Consider the following 17,431-nt stretch of genomic DNA (forward strand, 5'->3'; position numbering starts at 1 on the left):
ACATAAGTAGGAGGATGCTAATAATGATGGTTCAAGGAATCCCTTGTCCCATCTGCCTTGGCGAATGCCGAGAGGCTATTACATGCTTTAGGAGGCTCATAACATGCAGCACGATAATGGGCTAACAAAATCACAAGCACAGGCAATCAGACACATTCGGGAATACGCCTTACAACGAAAAATAGAAGCGCAGCAGGTCATAGATCAAATCTTGAAAATGTCCAACATTGCGGAACAAACCTTTCAGGAGGCGTATGCCAAGCTGCGTTCACATGCTAGAGTAGCCCTGCATTTTCATCCAGATCGTCCAGCAATGGGGTTTCGTACAGTGACTCATGCATTACTGGAGCAAGGCAGCTATCGAAGCCAATTTGAAACCGGAATTTCAAATGGAAGCTTAACTGCATATCCGGGCGGCGTGCGTGATCTTTGGGAAAAGGATATGTTCGGAGGGGCCTATCACCTGGGCGAATCGTCGGACAGCGAACGTCCCAAATACGGCGCTTTGGATTTTGGATTTCACCCTGACGGCCCGGCTCCGTCATTCGGGTCCTGCTATTTTCTTCTTTATCCCGGGGTGTCCCGCCGCTCTACCTTTACCTATGGCGGGTCACAGGATGCTCCTCCCGAGAAAGGAACGCTTGCAGAGTTCGACGACATGATGGCCGCCATACTAAAAGATACATTTTCCCGCGACTACGCGCTTGGCATGAAAGAGCTCACTCCGGGCAAATGGGTTTATCATTTGTTGACCTATCTGGAGCAGCCCTACAGGCTTTTGCTGGAACGGGAGCCTAGCCGCAATCTTTTTCATTATATTGAAGCCCAGGTTCATGGCAGTATCCATCTTAAAGATGATGTGGAGTTTCTTGTAGCAGATCCGTCATTCAAGGGGATGGAGATCGGGAGCATTTTGGAGCAACTATGCACAAAATATGGCATTAAACTGGCATGGCATCAGGGATTTCAAATGAACGCGGCAGATGTGCCTTCAACCTACAGAGGCCCGGCCATGCCTTCGCTTGCCCAAAGAATCGCCAGCAATCAAATGATAAATGCACGAGTGATCGGAGAAGCTGTCCAGGAATTAATGCGAGAGCCGGATCGCTGGGAAACCAGAGGAAGCCAAGGTGAGATGCTTCAGGAGTTAAAATATATCTGGCATGTTCTGGTTCGTTTTGGGGAGCCTGCCCAATAGTTGTGATGTATGTTGCTACCATCAGGAATTCCCGAGTTTAATGCGTAATGCATCTCGGGGTCCTTTTCTTTTTTGACCTCTCTACTTAGGCCCTCTCCGCCTAAAGGCCAGTATGTTGGGCAGCCCACAGACTGTTACTCCATATAGTTATTTTTTGTAAGATATGGATGTAGGTGAAGTGATAGTCCATAGAAATCTATAGAGAGGGAGAGACAAATGAAAACATGGAGAAAAACAGGAGTGGCCTTTATGGCTGCATTATTGCTTGCGGCTCCGATGACAGAGGGAATAGGGGCTAATCAAGGTGCGGCGGCACAGGCCGAGAGTGATAAATCGCAAAAAAGCTTGGCAGCGGCGGAAGCGCAGCGGATGGCGGAGACGCTTATCGACGGCTACGGCATAAGCGGTGTCCAGTATGCGTTGCGAAGCGAAGGGAAAATCGTGTTGTCTGGAGGCCTTGGCATCGACGAGGAGGGAAATAAGGCCCCGATTGGAAAAGACGCCATGTTTGGCATAGGCTCCATTAGCAAAATGTACGTGACCGCAGCCGCGATGATGCTGGCCGATGCGGGCAAGGTGGATATTGATGCTCCGCTCACTGACTATATCACCGAATTCACAATGGCTGATGAAAGGTACAAGCAGATTACGCCCCGTATGCTCATGAATCATTCCGCTGGCCTGTACGGTACCCATTATAGAAACAGTACATTATTTGTGGATAACGATTCGGAAATTAATGATGCCTTGCTGCATGATTTGCGTTCGGAGCAACTGAAGTCGAAGCCGGGCGAATATTCCGTTTATGCCAACGACGGGTTTCAATTGCTGGAAATTTTGGTGGAGCGGGTAAGCGGAATGGACTATAGCGGGTTTTTAGCAAAAAGCTTTAGCGAGCCGCTTAAGCTGACGTCGACAAAAACGCCGCTTGACGCTTTTGATCGCAGTCAAATGTATCCCGTTCGATTACCGGGGATTAAGGGAGTGCTGCCGGTTGAAAATATGAATATGATTGGCGCTGGAGGGCTCTATTCGACTGCCGAAGAGGTGACTCTGTTCTCGGAAGTGCTGACAGGAAGAAGGCCGGACCTTCTGTCGGAAGCATCGGCGCTCGCCATGCGGCAGCCGGATTACCGGAGAGGGGTCTGGGTTGACAGCGATAGCAATATTTTTAGTTATGGCCTGGGATGGGATGCGGTGAGCTTGCCTCCTTTTAACCACTACGGCATTCAGGCGTTAGCTAAAGGAGGAGATACGAGTCAATATCATGCGGCGTACATTGCTTTGCCAGAGCAGGGGGTTTCCATTGCGCTTTTGACAGCAGGCGGAAATTCTATGTTCAACACGGCCGCAGCATCCAATATTTTGCTTGCTTATTTAAAGGAAACGGGAGAAATAACAGACATTCAACCGAATCAAACCTTCGAGGCTCCAATTCAAAAAGAGATGCCTGACAGCCTGAATGTCTACACCGGTTTATATGGTACAGTAGGATCTACGCTTAGCATTACGTTAATGGATGGGAAAATAAGCTTGCCCCACATCTACGGGTTAATTCCGGAGCAAACCTATGTTTACACCGGCGATGGAGCCTTTACAGGCGAAGATGGGCGCACCGTCCTCAGCTTTGATGAGCAAAGCAACGGTCACACCTATGTTCGAGTGCAAAGTATTTTGGAAGCGCCGGGCATCGGACAGGTGCCTGTCGATATTTACATGTGGCAGAAGCTGGAGAGTCATACAGTGAGTGATTCCGTTAGGCAGGTTTGGAAAGAGCGCAACGGTAAGACCTATTATGCGGTGGACGAAAAAATCAAATCGCTGGAATATTTGACGCCGCAATCTCTTATAAAAACCGTTCAACTAGACGAAGGGGTCGGTTATGCGAACGGAACTATCATCAAGGATAGCAGCCATGCGGTAAATATCGTGGAGATTCCTGTCATGATGGGCCGCGATTCCTATGACCTGGCTTTTTTTAAAGAGAATGGCATTGAATATTTACAATCCGGGGGCAGAACTTTTATTATTGAGGAGGCTGTGACGCCAATTTACAACGGCCGGGCTTCCACTGCAACTATCCCGGCGTCGGGCCATGCGCGCTGGTTCCAAATTGGCAAAGGAGCGGCCGGCCGGATCATGATGGCTGATTTCGCGAGGTCTGGCGGATTTGCCGTCTACGACGGTAATGGGATGCCGGTTCATATTTCAGCGGCCAACGGCGGCCATACCGTTGTTTTGCCGGAAAGCGGCCTGATCGTTTTTGGCGGCGAGGCGGGCGATGTATTCAAAATTATGCTGAAGCCAAGTAAGTGAATGAACGCTCATGCAGAAAAATAAAAATGATTTGGTCTTAATTCTTAGTTTAAATCAGGAGAAAATATAAGTCTATTTCTTTCTTGCAAATGGAAGAATGCCTGCAAAGAATGATCGCTAATGGTCGGATACAGGCAAAACGTTCCTGCTATTCTTAGATCGAAGGGAGGTCAGGGAGATGAATATGCTACACCATTTGAACAAGGCGCTGGATTATATCGAGCACAATCTGGAACATGATATTGATGAGGACCAGATCGCCAAACACGCCTGCTGCACCTTCTATCATTTCAAAAAAATGTTTTCCTTTTTGGCGGACATTTCGCTCCACGAATATATACGGCGCAGGCGTTTGACGTTGGCTGCTTTTGAATTGCAGAATAGCACGATTAAAGTTATTGATATTGCCGTCAAATACGGCTATCATTCTCCGGACGCGTTTACGCGCGCCTTCCAGAACCAGCATGGCATGACGCCAACGGAGATGAGAACGTCTAACCCATCCATCAAAGCATATCCTCCAATGACCTTCCTTCTATCTATTGGAGGTGGCGAACCGATGAAGTTCAGAATTGAAATCAAGGAAGCTTTTCAAGTGATTGGGATAACCAATCGGGTGACTCCCGTCAAGATGGCAGAGCATCCCGGCGTCGAACAGGTGTGGAAAAGTACGACCCAGGAAACGTACAATGAATTAAAAGCTCTTAATGATGTCGCGCCATTCGGTATTCTTCATGTCGATGTAGGGGATGCCGACAGCCAGAACAATGAATACGACTACTACATGGCCGTTGCATCCACCAAGGTCTGCCCTGACAAATTTGATGTGCTGAATGTGCCTGCTTCTACCTGGCTTGTCATTGATGTACATGTCCCTTGGGCGCCGGAAAAGTGGAAACAGATTTACGGAGAATATTTTCCGTCTTCTGGGTATGAGCAGGCTGAAGGTCCGCGAATTCAGATCGGTCCGGAGATCAAGATTGGCGAAGAAAAGCAGATTTATACGGAAGAGGTACCCGTCGAATATTGGATACCGGTTAAAAAGGTTCGTTAACGAAATGAGAAGCTGTCCGTCAGGATGGCTTTTTTTGTTTTTATTTTGATACAATGATGGGACTAGACATGAAGCTGTAAGGCGGGATGCACATGAAAACACTAACGATTGGCCTATTCGCCCATGTGGATGCAGGCAAAACAACCTTTGCGGAGCAACTGCTGTACCATACGAACAGCATACGGTCGCGGGGGCGGGTGGATCATCAGGATGCATTTCTGGACAGTCATGGCATCGAGCGGGCAAGAGGCATAACGGTGTTCGCCGATCAGGCGATTATGGATTATAGAGGAAGTCTTTATTATTTGATCGACACGCCAGGGCACGTCGATTTTTCCCCGGAGATGGAGCGGGCTATTGGCGTTATCGACTATGCGATCGTTATTGTGAGTGCGGTTGAGGGCGTTCAAGGACATACCGAAACCGTCTGGGGGCTGCTGCGCAAGCATGGGCTTCCGACGTTTATTTTTATAAACAAAACTGACCGGGCTGGCGCGGATATCCAGAGGGTCGAGGAGGAAATCAGGCAGCAGCTCACGGCGGACGTATTCCCGATTACGACCGGTTTTGAGGGCGGGATCGTAGACGAGCCGCTGCGGGAGCTCATGGCCGAGCGCGACGAGCTGGCGCTGGAAGCCTTTCTGGAGGGGAAAGCTGACCCATCCTTCTGGCAGAACACCATGCAACAGCTCGTGGCAAAAGGTCTCATTTTTCCATGCGCTTCCGGCTCCGCGCTTCAGGACTCAGGTATAGTGGCGTTTCTGGACCAGATAGATCTGCTGACAACAACCTCCTATGACGAAGCAGCGCCATTCAGCGGGCGGGTTTATAAAATCCGGCATGACGCCAATGGAGTGCGGCTTACCTACATTAAAGCGCTGAGCGGCAGTTTGAGGGTGAGGGAACAGCTCCAATATGAAAGCGGCGGGCTGGAATACGACGAAAAAATTACGCGGATATCTTTAATCAACGGTCTTAAATCGCAGTCGGTGGAGCAGGTGAAGGCGGGCGATCTTTTTGCCGTAACGGGTTTGTCCTCGGCAGAGGCGGGCCAAGGTCTGGGGCTTCTAAAAGACAGGCTGGCGTATGACTCGGAGCCGACCTTGCAATCAAGGGTGGAATTCGATGATTCCATCCATGTACAGAAGGTGCTGGGCGCCTTTCGCATTCTGAACGCGGAAGATCCTTCGTTGAACGTGGTTTGGAACGAAAGCCTGCAGGAGATTCATATCCGCGTCATGGGATTGATTCAGCTGGAGGTGCAGGAGCAGCTCGTCAAGGAGCGTTTTGGCTTCACCATCACATTTGGCCAGCCGCAAATCCTGTACAAGGAAACGATTAAGTCGGCTGTGACGGGTTACGGACATTTTGAGCCGCTTAGACATTATGCAGAAGTCCATTTGCTTATGGAGCCCGGAGAACGGGGGTCGGGGCTTCAGTTCGAGAGCAAATGCCATCCGGACGGGTTAAACGTCAGCTACCAAAACCTGGTTCGGACGCATCTCTACGAGCGGGAGCATCACGGCTTGTTGACGGGAATGCCAGTCACTGATTTGAAAATTACGCTGCTGAGGGGCGCTGCGCACAAGGAGCATACGCATGGCGGCGATTTTCGCGAAGCTGCCTTTCGCGCGCTGCGGCAGGGCTTGGAGAAGGCGGACAACCTGCTGCTGGAGCCCTTTTACGATTTTAAAATTAAAGTGAGCCTGGACGACATGGGGAAGGTGCTCTCCGATATTCAACGGGCTTCCGGCACATTCCAGCCTCCGGTAACGGAGGGTAATCAGTCGATCATTCAAGGAAGGGCGCCTGTATCGACCTTTATGAATTACAGCGCCGAATTTGCGTCCTTTACGCATGGACGAGGCAGCATCCGCTGTTGGTTTGGCGGCTACGACCTGTGCCATAATGCGGAGGAGGTTATCGCGATGATTGGTTATCGGAAGGATAGTGATCCCCTTTATACCTCGTCCTCTATTTTTTGCGCCAAAGGAGCGGGTTATTCGGTGCCATGGGAAGAGGCGGAGGCCAAGATGCATTTGCTCTAGCCCGTTTACTAACAGGCAATGAAGGGTACGATCAGGGTTTGCATACACATTCTCGCTTGTTTGCTTCCAATACGGACTGCTATAATAAGGCGACTCAGTCGTACACGTGTTTAAAAAGGAGAATATGCCAAAATGATACTTATAACCGTTCCGAAGCCGGATGTGACGATATACAAGCAGGAGGAGCCCAAGCTCAGCCATATTAACGGATTTACGGATTTCCACCTCATTACGCGAGAAGAGGGCGGCATCTTTATGTTTTACAATGACCGGGACGAGCTTTTGTTTGTCGGCAAAGCGCGCAAGCTGAGACCCCGGATCAAAAAGCATTTTGAGGACACCGTATCCGTTATGAAAAACCACCGGGACGAGGTTGTCAAAATTGAAGTATGCATCGTCAACGACCCTGTGCATCGGGAAATCTACGAAACGTTTATTATTAACGAGCATAAGGCCAAATACAATGTCGACAAGGTGTTGTACAAGTGACGCCCGGTATTGACGACAACAGTGTAAGACGGATGGAGCCTCTTAACAGAGGCTCTTTTGCTATGACCCCAAAAAGAAAACGAAGCAGATGGCTCAAGCTTCTAGCTATCGTCAGTCTTCTATGTGTTGCGGGCGGTATTTGGCAAGCGGTCATGATAAAAATGGAGCTTCGCACCTATTTGCCGGAAGGACAGACTTACCTCGTAAACGGGCATAACATGCATCTATACGGGGCCGGTGAAGGTGAAGGCACGGTCGTTTTTATTACGGGATCTGGAACGCCAAACGCGTATACCGATTTTTATGCGTTGATGAATGAATTGCAGCCATACGCAAGGACGGTTACTTTTGACCATGCAGGGTTTGGGTGGAGTGAAACAACAAGCATCCCCAGAGACTTCCATACAGTAAGCAACGAACTGCATGAGCTGCTGCAAACAGCGGGAGAGCAAGCGCCGTATTTGTTGGTGGCTCATTCCCTTGCTTCTCTAGAAGCTCTTTCATTCGCCCAGCAATACCCTGATGAAGTGAAGGGCATCGTATTGTTGGATGGCGGAAGTCCAGAATTTTATGCTAAAGAATCCGAGTGGAAGGCATATGCGCTAAATCGTTTTTTTGCGGGGATGAGGGTGACCGGATTTGCCAGAGCTTTGGGCGCAGCCGGCATTTTACTTCCTTTTTATGGAGAGAACATACGTTACAAGGGGCTTCCGGAAGAGGTGAAGGGAGTAGACGTTGCCATGTATTATAGCCACATCGGCAGCTCCAGCAATATCAGTGTGCTTAAGCATATCAACGAAAATGCGCAGGCTGTCATGGAAGGCGGTTATTTAAAGGGGATACCGCTTCTCATTCTGTCATCGGACAGCGGCGGCAGCTGGGAGGGTGTACAGAAACAGCTTCTGAATTGGTCGGATGAAAGCCGCCAGGAGACATTGCCGCGTTCCAGCCACTATATCCATTGGTCAAACCAGAAGACGGTTATTAGTAAAATAGTAGAGATGCTTTCTCATTAGCGCTCCTGGTGAGTCCCCAATAAGTGAGCCTGCTCACTGCAAGGGATAGGCATAAATTGTATGGTGAATACAATCGTTTATGCATTTACAATAATAAAGCATCTTTTGTGTACTGCAGGGAGATAAATGCTTAAATGGGTGCTGAACAGGAGTGTAGCTAATGGGAAACAAAAAACACGTATCATCAGGAGCATCGGAGGATCGATTTACAAAAGCCGGCTTTATTATATCGGCCATTGGAAGCTCGGCAGGGCTGGGTAATATATGGAAGTTCCCGTATATTACGGGACAATACGGGGGAGCCGCATTTTTCTTGCTGTTTACGGTTTGTCTGCTGCTGGTTGGATTTCCGATCCTGCTTGCGGAATTGGCAATTGGCCGGGGCAGCCGGGCAAGCGCGGCTCATTCGTTTATGAAGCTGGGAGCGGGACGAACCTGGAAGGCGGCGGGATTGCTCCAGGTGCTTGTGCCGTTTTTAATCCTTTCCTTTTACGTTATCGTTGTTGGCTGGACGTTGCATTATACGGTCCAGGCCTTTAGCGGACGTTTGTTTCAAAACGGCGATTTCGTAGCGCAATTCAGCCAGTATACGTCAGGCTATATGCCGCTTGTCTGGCAGGCTGTCGCCATGGTGCTGGTAGGTTTAATTGTTGTTAAAGGCGTTAAAGGCGGCATCGAAAAATATAATAAAGTTCTGATCCCGGCCATGGTGATTTTGCTTGTGCTTTTAATGATTCGCGCCGTTACGCTTCCAGGCGCGGAGGAAGGCTTGAGCTTTTTCCTGAAGCCTGACTTTACGCAGCTAACGCCGGAATCCGCGCTTGTTGCGCTTGGACATGCCTTTTTCTCCCTGTCTCTAGGGATGGGAATCATGTTGACCTATGGCGCTTACGTTGACCAGCGGCAGTCGCTGGGCACGGCAACAGCAGCTATAGGCGCTGGAGATTTGCTGTATGCGCTTGTTGCGGGCCTTATCATTTTCCCGACGACCTTTTCCTTTGGCATATCGCCCGACGAGGGACCGTCGCTGGTCTTTATCGCGCTGCCTGCGGCATTTTCGTCCATGCCTCTGGGCTGGCTGTTCGGAGGCTTCTTTTTCTTGCTGCTGGCAATTGCGGCCCTTACGTCCTCCGTTTCGATTATGGAGGTGCCGATTGCTTTTGCCAAAGAGCAATGGGGCTGGAGCCGCAAAAAAGCAGTCTGGATCATAGCTTCAAGCAGCTTTGCGCTTGGTGTTCCTCTTTCCATGTCGCTCGGGCTTCGTCCTGAATTTGCCTTTGGGGGCAAAACCTTTTTCGACTGGATGGACTTTTTGACCTCTAATATTTTGCTGCCTCTAAGCGGCATTCTAATCGCGATCTTTACGGGCTATTATTGGAAAAAGGCAGCAGAGGCCGCTGGTTTAACCATGCTTTGGCTGCGCTTATGGCTGTTCACTCTGCGTTTTATTGCGCCGGTGCTCATGGTTTTGGTGCTTCTCTACACCTCGGGCGTCATCCGGTTTTAAGTAGAATAAATCAAATTTGAAGGAGCATCCCGCCGATGCTCCTCTTTAACGCGTTTACGTGATACAATAATGGGTGATAGTACCATTTTAGTTGATGGAGGCGCTTACGTATGGACCAACGGTTGGAGCAGGAAGGGTACTTTGGCGAATTCGGAGGAAGCTTTGTCCCCCCCGAGCTACAGGAAGTGCTAAACTACTTGAGCGAGCAGTTTTACAAATTTCGGGACGAACCGGAATTTAAGGAAGAGCTAAGCTATTATCTGCGCGATTATGTAGGCCGTATGAGTCCGCTAACGTATGCAGAACGTTTGTCGGAGGCATGGGGCGGTCCCAAAATCTATTTAAAACGCGAAGATTTGAATCATACCGGCGCTCATAAAATTAATAACGCCATTGGCCAAATCTTGCTCGCCAAACGGATGGGAGCCAAACGGATTATTGCGGAGACCGGGGCTGGTCAACACGGTGTTGCAACAGCCACGGCCTGCGCGATGTTTAATATGGATTGCGTCATTTATATGGGGGCGGAGGATACGCGCCGCCAGGCTCTTAACGTGTTCCGTATGGAGCTTCTCGGGGCGACCGTTGTTCCCGTCGATAAAGGGCAAGGGCGGTTGAAGGATGCGGTGGATGAAGCATTAGGGGATCTGGTTCGCAACTATAAAGACACCTTCTACCTGCTGGGCTCTGCAGTTGGCCCGCATCCGTTCCCGACGATGGTCAAGCATTTCCAGGCTGTCATCAGCGAAGAGTCCAAACGGCAAATTCTGGAGAAGGAAGGCCGCTTGCCGGATGCCGTCATTGCTTGCGCGGGCGGCGGCAGCAATGCGATTGGCGCTTTTGCGCATTATATCGACGAGCCGGGCGTTCGTTTGATCGGCGTGGAGCCCGATAAAGCGCCAACTTTAACTCAAGGCGTGCCGGGGATTATTCACGGCTTTAAATGTCTGGTGCTGCTGGATGAAGAGGGCGAGCCGCAGAAGACCTATTCCATCGCGGCAGGACTTGATTATCCCGGCATTGGGCCGGAGCATAGCTATCTCAAGGTGACTGGCCGCGCCGAATACGCTACCGTGACCAATGAGGAGGTTCTGGCAGCTTTTCAGGAGCTTTCCCGCACGGAAGGAATTATCCCCGCGCTGGAGAGCGCGCACGCTATCGCTTATGCGAAGAAGCTTGCGGCGGAATTGAGCCGTGATCACATTCTCATTGTTAACCTGTCCGGCCGTGGCGACAAGGATGTTGAACAGGTATATGGCATGCTCAAATAAAGCAGTATTCTGCTGTTTACACCTAAGCGTTTGAATGATAAATAATGGAGCTGGAGAGAACGTTTTGGACGTTCGCTCCAGCTTTTTTCAATGCTTTTGCAGATTGATGTCGGGCTGCTCTCTTAAGCCTGCCATTCTCTGGTTAACCGCCCGTCTTAGCAGCGGCCGTCAGCTCCGATTCCAGCTCCTTCAACAACGCCTCCACCTTCGAAAAATCCGTTGCGGCGGTATACAATGCTTTAATTCGGCTATCTAGAGCCTCTGCTTCTGCAAGGAAGGAGGTGGCCTGTTTCATTTTGGCGGAGTAACGTGTCTTTATGTCGGCCAGCTCTGCAGCGTAGGCCTCATCTATGCCCGGCTTCATGGTGCGGACATACATATCCAATACTTCATCTCCTATTCGATTGGGAAAGTATTCATGCGGCGCGGTGCTATCAAAGATCGCTGTGCTTAACGTGGGGAAAATTAGCATATCCAGGCTGTTCGGATCAAAGCCGCAATGAAAAATCTGCACCTCGACGCCTTTTTCTTCAGCGGCGGCGGCCAGCTTTTTGAGCAAGGTTGATTTGCCGGAGCCAGGTCTCCCCTTAATGAAAATTCGCCTCTCCAGCGGAGCGGTCAAGCTTTGAATAAAGTCGAAGGCCCCTTTTGGCGTCGCGGCGCCGAAGAACAGGCGGCGGCCGCTCACTGGCGGTTCATCCTTCAGCTTGCCGAATAAACTATCCTTCCATTCCTCCGCAATTTCATCCGCTTTCCCGAAGTCCATCGCTTCAATATAGAAGGCCTCCCATTCGTCATGAATCCTCAACGCCGTGTTAAAGGCTTCGTAAGCGCTATTGTAAGCGCTCTCCAGTCTGACGCCCAGCTCTTCCATTTCGGTGCGATCGCCGGCAGTTAGCTGGTCGCTATTGATTGCGTTCTCAAAGGCATAAGGAATTATCGTTTGTATGGAAGGAATAGCATCCAGGTCTCCGCAGGCGTCCCCGTCAATAACGCCGATTTTTAAATGGGGGCAAATAATGCCGTCAAGCTCCTCCGGCCGAAGCGGGGAATGAAAAAATTGGACGGCATGATCCAAGGAAACCAAGCCATCGGCCAGCTTGCGCAGTACAGTAGATTTCCCGGTGCCTGGCGGCCCTGTAAGGACAAAAAGCTTTTCCAAGCCTTGGAATGCCGATGGGTACAAAAAATGAGCTCCGCGAGCTGTATTTCCCCGGGCAAAATAGTGAGTTGCAATTTCCATCAAGCTGAACACTCCTTCGTGCTTATTCCACATGAACGCAAGGAAACGGTTAACCCAACCTGCTGGAATAAGCAAAAATGGGATAAATGCCTATTTGTTTTTATATTCAAAATGAGGTTTATCGGTTCCCAAAAGCAATGACAATTTTCAAAACAATGGTGAAAGGAATAGAGAACAACCCTTATTTTACCTAACCGCTACACATCCGAATTCAATATGTTTAGAGGATGTATAGAACGATATAGTACAATCTGGAAGGACATATGCAAAGGCAGTTGACATCATTTAAGGAGGATTTGCAATGTATTCAAGACAGGAACATGCATCACCGGTTTTTAGAAAATTAGGGATGTTCATTCTGGCCATTTTGCTGGTATGGACGGCTGCGCCTCTTTCGCCCGCAAAGGCCAGTACTGAGCCGGAGGTTTTGCCCATTTATGTAGGCGTGAATCAGTTTAATCATCTGGGCAATGAAGCAAATGTATCCGCCGACGGCACCAGAGGCCTTCTTTTTCCGGCGAATTCAGTGGGGCGAACGAATGCCGCAACAACAGCGAATGGCCGGCTAAGGGTTGTTCCCGTAACAAACGGTTCTAGCGGCATTGTCGTTCGAACGAATAAAATCAAGCTGGACGGAGGCTTCAGTACTTATTTTGTTATGCATTTGAATGGAAGCACCTCGCTTGATAATACGAGCTTTCCTGGTCCAGCGGATGGCTTGACCTTTATTATTCAAGATAACCCGCAGCCTCTGATCGGCGGAATCGGCGAGGGAGTTGGTTTTAACGGCATTCCTAATTCCATAGGGGTGGAGTTTGATACGTGGAAGAATGAAGGACCAATGGATCAGGGCTATTATTATGATCCCAATTCTGCTTTTAGCAGAACCAATAAATATCATCCAGTAACTAATCCCACCGGCCCTACTGCCGACCATGTCGCCATTGTTGTGAATGGAGTAAATACTCATGCTCAAGGCAGCGGCGACGTTGTGGATAATTTGCAGGGCGCCAATTTCCGTCTTTATGACTATGCCAACAACAATGCTTATATTCATGTGTGGGTGGATTATGATGATGACGGCAATCTTAAAACAACCTATGGTCTTAGCGCTAACAGGACGAACCCCAATAACAGGAGCATTTCACGCAATGTAGGAAAGTCTCTTATGGATAAAGAGGTTTATGTTGGCTTTGGCGCAAGTACAGGCGGGGCAAACTCGCATCATGATATTTTGGGCTGGTATTTTAAAAATTCCTATGTTGAAGGCGGTTTGGACCCTAACGGCAATTACAAGCAAGGCCCAATCGCAGTGAAGGTTGACAAGGATGCTTCAAGCGACGGTTCGGTAACGGGGCTTGACATCAAAGTAAAAGGGAATAATCCCAACGTTAATCTTCCCGATGAAGAAGTTGATATTTACATCAACAACCAATTGGTAGATGGAGAGTTTATTACAGATAACACGGGCAAGCTGATCTACACGTTTGACGAATCCAGTCATCTGCAGGCTGGAAACAACATCATTAAAGTAATTACGCGCGGCGGCGGCACTTCTGGCAATGCTTCCGTTATTCAGACGGTTAAACCGGAGAACGATGATATTGTAGTATCTGTTACGGAAAGAGGCGTTGTTACAGCTGACCATGTGCCAAGTGATGTGACGGTAACGCTATACAACGAAAATAACGAGGTTATCGCGAAGGCGAATCCAAACTCTAACGGAACCGCCCGGATCGTGCTTACCACCGCTCAAAAAGAAAAGCTGGCTGAAGCGGCCGAAATTAAAGTGGGTTATTCCAAAGCGGGAGAGGCCCCGAGCGTTAAAGTGCCGGTAACGCCATTAAACCGCAGCGATGCGCCGGAAGAAGACAGTGTTGTTACAAATGCAACAGACAATACGGTTACTGTTAAAAAGGTTCCGCCAGGCACAACGGTTAACGTGTATGACGAGAACGACGAGGTTATTGGGACGGGGACGAATGGCGGTCCGACAGAACAAGATATTGTCATTACCATTAATACCCCAACCGTGCTCAAAGAAGACGATAACGTAAAGGTATCTATCGAGGAAGATCAAAAAACGGAAAGCGAGCGGGTGCCAAGCGTTGCCAAGCTGGTAAGCGAGTCTCCTGCTCCTGACAAGATCACCGCAAATGCAACGGATAACAAGGTTACCGTTAAAGATGTGCCGCCAGGCACTACGGTTAACGTTTATGACAATAACGGCGAATTGATCGGAACGGCAACGAATAATGGATCAACGGATGAGGATGTTGTAGTCAACATTACAGCGCCGCATGTGCTTCAGGAAAACGATATCGTCAACGTAACGTTTACGCTGCCGAAGGGTCTGGAAAGCTCCAGGGTTCCAAGCCCGGTTATGCTGGAGAGCGAGAAGCCTGCCGCAAACGATGTTTTCGCAAATGCAACGGACAATACGGTTACCGTCAAACGGATTCCACCGGGAACCACGGTTAACGTCTATAACGAAAATGATGTCCTGATCGGAACGGCAACCAATAACGGTTCGTCGGAAGAGGACATAGTGGTTGATATTCAGGAGCCTGTTACACTCAATAAGGGCGACAAAGTGAAGATATCCACCAAGGAAGAGGGAAAAATAGAAAGCAAGCGGACCATCACCGAAGCCGAGCTGGTAAGCGATACGCCTGATCAGGATAAAATCGCCGCAAATGCGACAGACAACAAGGTTACAGTTAAAGTCGTACCGCCAGGCACTACGGTAAATGTATACAACGAAAACGGAGAGCTGATCGGAACGGCAACAAACACCGACTCCACCGTTGGGGAAGTCGTGGTCACAATCACTGAGCCGCATGTGCTTCAGGAAAACGATATCGTCAATGTAACGTTTACGATGCCGGACAGTCTGGAAAGCCAGCCGGTTCCAAGTCAGGCCAAGCTGGACAGCGATACGCCTGCTCCAAACGATGTGCTGGTCAGCATATCGAAAGGCACGGTTACGGTTGAGGAAGTGCCTGAGGGTGCAACGGTTATCATTTATGATGAAAACGGAGAAGAGTGGAAAAAAGGTACAAACCCTGGATCGGAAAAGGGACCTGTAGTCATAAGCGAGCTTGATCTGCAGCCCGGCACCAAAATGACGGTAACCATTATCGAAAGAAACAAGTTCGAGAGCAAGCCATTATCGGTTGAGGCTGCGTTTACGTCGGAGGAAGCGATTGACGATGCCTTGAAAAAACTGCAAATCGGCTATCATGAAGAGGATACTTGGGAAAGCGTAACGCATCCTGTATTTATCGTTTCGGCGGGAGCAAACAATACACAAATACAATGGACCTCCAGCAAGCCTGCTTCCATCGAAATTGTTTCGCCTGAAGATAACACGATTGAAACAAAGGTTCATCGCCGCAACAAGGACGAAAGCGTCATTCTGACGGCGTCCATTTCCAAAAACGGCGTAACAAAAACTAAAACCTTCCTGCTGATTGTCAAAGCGGACAATGTCACGAAATCAACCGTAACCAATTACCGGACGGTTAAAGTAGTTGGCGGCTCTAGCGAGGAAGTCCAAGAAAATACCCCGATCGACCGTATTTCGATATCCAATGGCGTAAAAATCGACAAGGCTATTTTGGATGCGGCAGCGGCGGCTCGTTTTGTTAATGATGCCAGAACAAGAAATGGCGTTTCGACCATTTTTGTAGATGAGATTGCTGGCGACGAGCCGGGCGAAATTGCAGTTGAAGTGCCAAGGCAGTCGGTGGACCTGCTCAGCGGCAACGGCAATACGCTGGATGTGCGCACGGAATATGCAACGGTATCCATTGCAGCTAATGTATTGGAGCAAATGGCGAACAACTATCTGGATTTGTTTTTCCGGTTAATTCCCGTCAAGGATACAAATCAGCAGGCTCAAATAAGCACGGATATCACCAATGAACAGGTTGTCAAAACAGCGGCTGGAAACAGAGATATTGTCGTATTGGGCTCCTCGCTGGAAATAGAAACAAATTATCGCGATTATGCAACAAAGCTGTTCCTGCCGTTTGCGAAAAACGGAATTACGCTTCCAGCAGAAAATGTCAGTGACTTTTTGACTTCACTGCGTGTATTCGTTGAGCATAGCGATGGCGAAAAAGTAGTGAAGACCGGAACGGTCATTTATAACGGAGACACTCCAATCGGTCTTGAAATTGAAATAAACAAGTTTAGTGTATTCACTATCGTTCAACTGAAAAATCGCCCGGTTTTTGGACCAATCGTGATTGCACCGGCTGCCCCATCAACTGAAACGAAGCCGCAAGGCGTTGATCAAGTGAAAAAGGCGTCAGTGGATGCTGACAAAGGCATAATTACGCTTGATCTTGCGAGCGGCAGCAAAGGTGTGGACAAATCCGGTTTTACTGTAAAAGTTGGCAATCAAACGGTAGAAATTAAAGAAATCAGTATTTCTGGCGATCAGGTTACCATCACGCTGAAGGATTCCATTCCTTCCGGGTATGAGGCGATTATTTCGTATAACCCGGGCAGCGGCTCTGCGACTGGCGATTTAACAGCCTTCACGGATTTGAAGGTATCTAACCCGGCGCATCACATTGCGTATATTAAAGGTTTTCCAGATGGCACCTTCCGTCCGGATAAAACGGTAACAAGAGCGGAAATGTCTGCTATATTGGCCCGCAACAAAAATCTGGCGGAGAGTGTTCCATATCAGGAGCTGTACCCGGATGTTCCTCAAGGACATTGGGCAGCTTCATCTATCGAGCAGCTTAAGGATGCAGGATTGCTGATCGGCGACAGCAACGGGAACTTCCGCCCGGGCGACCGTATTACGAGAGCCGAGATGGCTATGGTTGCGGCAAGATGGCTGAATGCTGATCTGGAAGCCGAAATCCAGAGCCCGTTTGGGGATGTTTCGAACAGCCATTGGGCTGCCGCCGCTATCGCGGCAGTAAGCGAAGCGGGCGTCATGATCGGTTTTGAAGACGGAACATTTGAACTCAATAAATACGTAACGCGCGCGCAAGCCGTAACGATTATGAACCGCCTGCTTGGCAGAGGCCCGCTTACGGGCGTGCCTGCACCGACATGGCCGGATAGCGGCAGCCACTGGGCTTCCGAGCATATCGAAGAGGCTTCGCAAGACCATGATTATACTTATCTGCCAGACGGCAAAGAGCTGTTGTATCAGAACTAAAAGCAAGCAAGAAAAACTAAAAGCAAACAAGCAAAACCTCGAAGCCCTAAGCACTAAGGGTTTCGAGGTTTTTTTGTGACAGGAGATCGGAGGATGGCTGCCGA

General features: G+C 49.3%; 10 protein-coding genes. 9 read left to right on the forward strand and 1 reads right to left on the reverse strand.

The window, feature by feature from the left end:
* Positions 1-103: 103 nt before the first annotated feature.
* The 8 genes from A7K91_RS00640 (at position 104) to trpB (ending at position 10,899) form a co-directional block, all read left to right on the forward strand.
* Positions 104-1,198 (forward strand): DUF3626 domain-containing protein, encoded by a 1,095-nt coding sequence (locus tag A7K91_RS00640; RefSeq protein WP_068678646.1) that lies wholly within the window; start codon positions 104-106, stop codon positions 1,196-1,198.
* Between the two features lie 216 nt (positions 1,199-1,414).
* On the forward strand, positions 1,415-3,514 hold the full coding sequence (locus A7K91_RS00645; RefSeq protein WP_068678648.1) for a serine hydrolase domain-containing protein: 2,100 nt from the start codon (positions 1,415-1,417) through the stop codon (positions 3,512-3,514).
* A gap of 178 nt (positions 3,515-3,692) precedes the next feature.
* Entirely contained in the window at positions 3,693-4,568 is an 876-nt protein-coding gene (locus A7K91_RS00650) for an AraC family transcriptional regulator (RefSeq protein ID WP_068678650.1), read from the forward strand.
* A 92-nt stretch (positions 4,569-4,660) separates the two neighbouring features.
* Positions 4,661-6,616 (forward strand): elongation factor G, encoded by a 1,956-nt coding sequence (locus A7K91_RS00655; protein ID WP_068678652.1) that lies wholly within the window; start codon positions 4,661-4,663, stop codon positions 6,614-6,616.
* A 132-nt stretch (positions 6,617-6,748) separates the two neighbouring features.
* On the forward strand, positions 6,749-7,105 hold the full coding sequence (locus A7K91_RS00660; protein WP_068678654.1) for a nucleotide excision repair endonuclease: 357 nt from the start codon (positions 6,749-6,751) through the stop codon (positions 7,103-7,105).
* A 62-nt stretch (positions 7,106-7,167) separates the two neighbouring features.
* Positions 7,168-8,121: an alpha/beta fold hydrolase gene (locus A7K91_RS00665; protein ID WP_156739216.1), complete on the forward strand. Its 954-nt coding sequence runs from the start codon at positions 7,168-7,170 to the stop codon at positions 8,119-8,121.
* A gap of 160 nt (positions 8,122-8,281) precedes the next feature.
* Positions 8,282-9,628 (forward strand): sodium-dependent transporter, encoded by a 1,347-nt coding sequence (locus A7K91_RS00670; protein ID WP_068678656.1) that lies wholly within the window; start codon positions 8,282-8,284, stop codon positions 9,626-9,628.
* A gap of 110 nt (positions 9,629-9,738) precedes the next feature.
* Positions 9,739-10,899 carry a tryptophan synthase subunit beta gene (trpB, locus tag A7K91_RS00675; protein ID WP_068678658.1) on the forward strand — a complete coding sequence of 387 codons (1,161 nt, stop codon included), beginning with the start codon at positions 9,739-9,741 and terminating at the stop codon, positions 10,897-10,899.
* Between the two features lie 142 nt (positions 10,900-11,041).
* On the opposite strand, the gene A7K91_RS00680 is transcribed toward trpB, so the two are convergent.
* Positions 11,042-12,142: a nucleoside-triphosphatase gene (locus tag A7K91_RS00680; protein ID WP_068678660.1), complete on the reverse strand. Its 1,101-nt coding sequence runs from the start codon at positions 12,140-12,142 to the stop codon at positions 11,042-11,044.
* 301 nt (positions 12,143-12,443) lie between these two features.
* Between A7K91_RS00680 and A7K91_RS00685 the strand changes: the two genes are divergently transcribed.
* On the forward strand, positions 12,444-17,327 hold the full coding sequence (locus A7K91_RS00685) for an S-layer homology domain-containing protein (protein WP_068678662.1): 4,884 nt from the start codon (positions 12,444-12,446) through the stop codon (positions 17,325-17,327).
* Positions 17,328-17,431 lie beyond the last annotated feature (104 nt).

Origin of the sequence: Paenibacillus oryzae (genome assembly GCF_001675045.1) — a bacterium.
GTDB lineage: Bacteria > Bacillota > Bacilli > Paenibacillales > Paenibacillaceae > Pristimantibacillus > Pristimantibacillus oryzae.